This is a genomic window from Caldovatus aquaticus (assembly GCF_019458025.1).
Lineage (GTDB): Bacteria > Pseudomonadota > Alphaproteobacteria > Acetobacterales > Acetobacteraceae > Caldovatus > Caldovatus aquaticus.
This window is the reverse complement of record NZ_JAHZUY010000113.1, coordinates 1-4,031: the sequence shown is the minus strand read 5'-3', so window position 1 is coordinate 4,031 and position 4,031 is coordinate 1. Positions and strand designations below refer to the sequence as shown.

General features: G+C 73.2%; 5 protein-coding genes. All 5 read right to left on the bottom strand.

Annotated elements, in window-relative coordinates:
• Positions 1-1,652: DEAD/DEAH box helicase (locus K1J50_RS18590; protein ID WP_220119237.1), on the bottom strand; the 1,652-nt coding region annotated here is incomplete at its 3' end.
• Between the two features lie 14 nt (positions 1,653-1,666).
• On the bottom strand, positions 1,667-2,311 hold the full coding sequence (locus tag K1J50_RS18585; RefSeq protein ID WP_220119236.1) for a hypothetical protein: 645 nt from the start codon (positions 2,309-2,311) through the stop codon (positions 1,667-1,669).
• A gap of 3 nt (positions 2,312-2,314) precedes the next feature.
• Positions 2,315-3,229: an ATP-binding protein gene (locus tag K1J50_RS18580; RefSeq protein WP_369413653.1), complete on the bottom strand. Its 915-nt coding sequence runs from the start codon at positions 3,227-3,229 to the stop codon at positions 2,315-2,317.
• Positions 3,226-3,528: a hypothetical protein gene (locus K1J50_RS18575; protein ID WP_220119235.1), complete on the bottom strand. Its 303-nt coding sequence runs from the start codon at positions 3,526-3,528 to the stop codon at positions 3,226-3,228. The genes K1J50_RS18580 and K1J50_RS18575 overlap by 4 nt, the downstream gene beginning before the upstream one ends.
• A gap of 147 nt (positions 3,529-3,675) precedes the next feature.
• A complete protein-coding gene (locus tag K1J50_RS18570) occupies positions 3,676-3,903 on the bottom strand; it encodes a helix-turn-helix transcriptional regulator (protein ID WP_135470921.1) in 228 nt (75 codons plus the stop codon).
• Positions 3,904-4,031 lie beyond the last annotated feature (128 nt).

Below are 4,031 nucleotides of genomic sequence, written 5' to 3'. Positions count from 1 at the left end.
GCGGCCAGGATCTGCGGCCGGTGCCAGAGGAAGTTCAGCCGGCAGTTCGCCGCGTACTTCGACAGCCCGAAGTCGAGCGCCGGATCGGCATCGCCGGCCTTGATGAGCAGCTCGCGCTGGCGGGCGGTCGCCGGGTGGTTCAGCCACAGCCGGCTCTTGGTGGCGGCGGCGCTGGTCTCGGCCTGGCGCAGGAAGTCGTCCGCCGCGGCCAGGACCTGCGCGCGCTCGCCGACCCCGAGATGACGCAGCCGCCCCTGGCGCAGCTTGCCGACGGCGTGCCAGTGCTCCCCGTCGAAGAACACCCCGGCCCAGGCGTCGAAGCCGCAGGCGATCATCGCGTGGCCGTCGCCATGCATGTCCCACCATCGGAAGGGCGAGCGGTCCAGGAGGTCGATCTCGGTCAGCCCGAAGCGCTGCAGCGGGCGCGTCTCGCGAAGCTTTCGCTCCCAGACATGGCCGCAGAAGGGGCAGGCGATGGTGCCGAGCGGCACCTCGGCCGCGCAGTCCGGGCAGGTCTTGTAGGGCGCCTGGCCCGGCTCGGGCTCCTCCGCCTCGGCGAGGCTCCCGTCCTGCTCGATCGAACCATGCCGCTGCGCCGCGCCGGCGAAGTCGAGGACGACGCAGTCGGTCTTCACCACGCCGGGGAAGCGTTCCGGGTCCACCTTGCGCAGGCCGCGTCCGATCGCCTGGATGAAGGTGCCGCGGTGGAGCATCGGGCGGAGCACGACGATGCAGCCGACCGGCTGGCTGTCGAAGCCCTCGGTCAGCACCATGCAGTTGGTGATCACCTGCACCTCGCCGCGGTCGAAGCGGGCGAGCAGCGCCGCGCGCTCCTTCGCCGGCATCTCGCCGGTGACCGTCGCGGCGGTGATGCCGGCGGCGCGGAAGGCGGCGGCGACCGCCTCGGCGTGGGCGACGGTGGCGCAGAAGGCGATGGTGCGGCGGTCGCCGGCGCGCTCGCGCCAGTGCTCGACCACCGCCTCGTTCACCACCGCCCGGTTCAGCACCTTGGCGGCGGCGTCCATGTCGTAGTCGCCGGCCGTCGCGCCGACCTGGTCGAGATCCTCGCTGACGCCGACATCGATGGTGAAGGTGCGCGGCGGCACCAGGATGCCCTCGGCGATCAGCGCCGAGATCGGCAGGTGGAAGGCGATGTTCGAGAAGGTCCTGCGGAGGCTCCGACCGTCGCCGCGCTCGGGCGTGGCCGAGAGGCCGAGCAGCTTCAGCTTCGGGTTGGCGGCGCGGGCGTCGGCGATGATCGCCTGGTAGCTGTCGGCGGCCGCGCGGTGGCACTCGTCGATGACGAGGTGCGACACCTGCCCCATGCGGGCGCGCCGCGCGGAGCGGGCCAGGGTCTGCACGCTGCCGAAGATCACCTGGCCGGACCAGTCGTCCCGCTCGGCCTTCACCACCGAGGCGGAGAGGCCGGCGACCCGGCCGATGGTCGCGCGGTTCTGCTCGATCAGCTCGTCCGTGTGCTGCAGCACCAGGATGCGGGCGCCGGGCTCGGCCGCCGCCTCCTCGCCGATGTAGAAGCCGGCGACGGCGGTCTTGCCGGCGCCCACGGGAAGCGCGACCAGCGTATTGCCCTCCGTCGCGGTCTTGGCGCGGGCGGCGGCGACCGCCGCCCGCTGGTAGTCGCGCGGGATCATCGGGGGCCTCCCGCTCAGCGCGCCCAGAAGGGCGCGTTGCCCGCCGCGGCGGGCGGCTGGGAGGGCTGAGCCGCTGCCCAGGGCGGCGCGGCGCCGCCAGTGGCCGGGGCCGCCGGGCCGGGCGGCATGGGCTGCGCCGGCGCCGCCCCCATCAGCCGGGCGTAGTCGGCATGCTCGGGCCCGATGGCGGCGGCGATGACGTTGCGGCCCGGGCCGCGCGGATCGTCGCGGTCCTTCTCAAGCCCGATGCGGGCGACGAACTCCATCCCGTTGAGGTCGCCGTAGCCGCGGATGGTGCGCGCGGCGCGGGCGCGGTCGGAGCTGTCCTTCGCGGCGATGCCGCGCGCGCTCTCCAGGATCCCGCGGATCAGGGCGCGACCGCGGTTGGCGTAGGTGTCGTCCCCGCCCTGCGCGCCCTTCCCGCGGAGGCCGATGCGCGTGTAGACGCGCCGCCGCGCATGCGGCCCCTCCACGATCACCGCCTCGGTGTTGAGGTACTGCGCCTCGCTGGTGCGGCTCTGCGTCACCCAGCCCTCCGGACCGACGCCGCCGGGCCGGATGGTGAGGCGGACCTTCGCCAGCGTGCCGGCGGGAATGGGCTCGAAGGCGTCCTGCTGCGCCTCGGCGCCGTTGAAGTCGTGCGTGAAGCTGCCGGACATGGCTCAGCCCTCCTGCGCCGTCGTGCTGGTGGTGGGGGTCGCGGGCGCCGCCGCGGGCAGTCCGACCTGCAACTGCGCCGCGGGCGGCGATGCGAGCGGACGGCGGATCTTCTCCATCAGCCGGGCGAGATGCGGCTCCTCGATCGTGGCGAGGCGGCCGCTGCGGTCCTTCGCCGGGTAGCCGAAGGGATTGAGCGTGGTGCAGACGAAGGCGCGATACGGCGCCTCCTTCTCGCGCGGGATCTCGGCCAGGGTGATCACCTCATCGACGATGCCGGGCAGCTCGAGGCCGGTCTTGCTGCCCTCGATCTGCAGCGAGAAGTAGGGGCGGTTGAAGTCGTCGAGCTGCTTGTTGAGCAGGCCGACCAGCCAGACGTTCTTGTCCGGCGTGTGCTGGAGATGCGTCAGCCAGCCGATCATCTCCTGGCCGAGCAGCCCGTAGGCGCCGCGCAGGTCGGGCTTGCCGCTGCGGTCGGAGACCGCCTGCGGCTGGCCCTTGCACCAATGCAGGCAGAGGCGCGAGGCGACGGTGATGCTGTCGACGAAGATGGTGTCGTACTTCGCCAGCTGCTCGGGGCTGCCGAAGGCGGCGCAGACGCGCTCGTGGTGCGTCGCGTCATAGGGCTGGTCCGGCCGCATCGCCGGGTTCGGCCCGCCGATCCAGCAGGCGAGGTCGCGCGCCATCTCCCAGCTGCGCACGCGGACCTCATCGCCGGGCCAGCCCTGCACGGCGAGCTCGCCGGCCTCGAGGTTGACGAACAGCGTGCGGGCCGCGTCCAGCGTCCACAGCTGCGAGGTCTTGCCGATGCCGGAGATGCCGGTCAGCACGCCCTTGATGCCGCGCCGCTCGGCCATGCGCTCGTCGGCGGTGATGATGCGGAAGCCGCCCGGCGGCCGGCTGTCGAAGGGCGCGCTCACTTGCGGCGCTCCTCGAAGCGGACGGCGGCCTCCACCGCGAGATCCGCGCCGCGGGCGCCGGCACGCCGCGCGCGGTCGTGCAGCTGCCTGAGCGCGGTGACGCGGCGGTAGATCGCGTCCGCCTCGTCGCCGAGCGCCTGGATGGCGAAGGCGACGTCGTCCACCGTCGCGTCGGTGACCGCCTTGCTGAGCGGCTGGCCGTATTCGCCGAGCTCGCCGGTGCGGACGCTGTCCGGCAGGTCGGCCAGGGCGTAGGAGGACTCGCGGAGCCGCTGCAGCGGCGTCGTGGTCTTGAACATGGGAGCTCGACTCCTTCGTCGTCGCGCTCCTGGTCCGTCGATGCAGGTGCTGCCGGGCCCCGACGCGGCGGAGCTGACCGTCCCGGTGTTCCCGCCTCGCGGCGGTGTTGCATTCCCGGGAAGACCCGGCAGGAAAGCCGGGCGCGGTCAGGCGGCGGAGGTCTCCTGGCGCTGGGCCTGCTCGAAGGCCTCGATGTCCTCGAGGCGATACGCGATCCTCCCGCCGAGCCGGAGGAAGGGCGGGCCCTGGCGCTGGGAGCGCCAGCGCTCGAGGGTCCGGACCGACATGCGCCAGCGGGCGGCGAGATCGTGTTGGTTCAGATGGCGCGCGGTCGCGCCATTCTGCCGTCCGCGCGAGGTGTGGTGCGTGCTCATGCCGGGCACCTACCGGCGCGATCGGCGAAGTGTCGGGGCGCTGCAACGTAGTCCCGCAAACCGGCTCGCTCCGCGAGGCGTCGCAGCCGGCGCGCATTCTCATAGATGGTGGAGCGGTGCAGGCCGGC

Excerpts from the sequence above, each read along its gene's own strand:
- K1J50_RS18585 (WP_220119236.1), bottom strand. The coding sequence starts at position 2,311 with ATGTCCGGCAGCTTCACGCACGACTTCAACGGCGCCGAGGCGCAGCAG.
- K1J50_RS18570 (WP_135470921.1), bottom strand. The coding sequence starts at position 3,903 with ATGAGCACGCACCACACCTCGCGCGGACGGCAGAATGGCGCGACCGCG.
- K1J50_RS18575 (WP_220119235.1), bottom strand. The coding sequence starts at position 3,528 with ATGTTCAAGACCACGACGCCGCTGCAGCGGCTCCGCGAGTCCTCCTAC.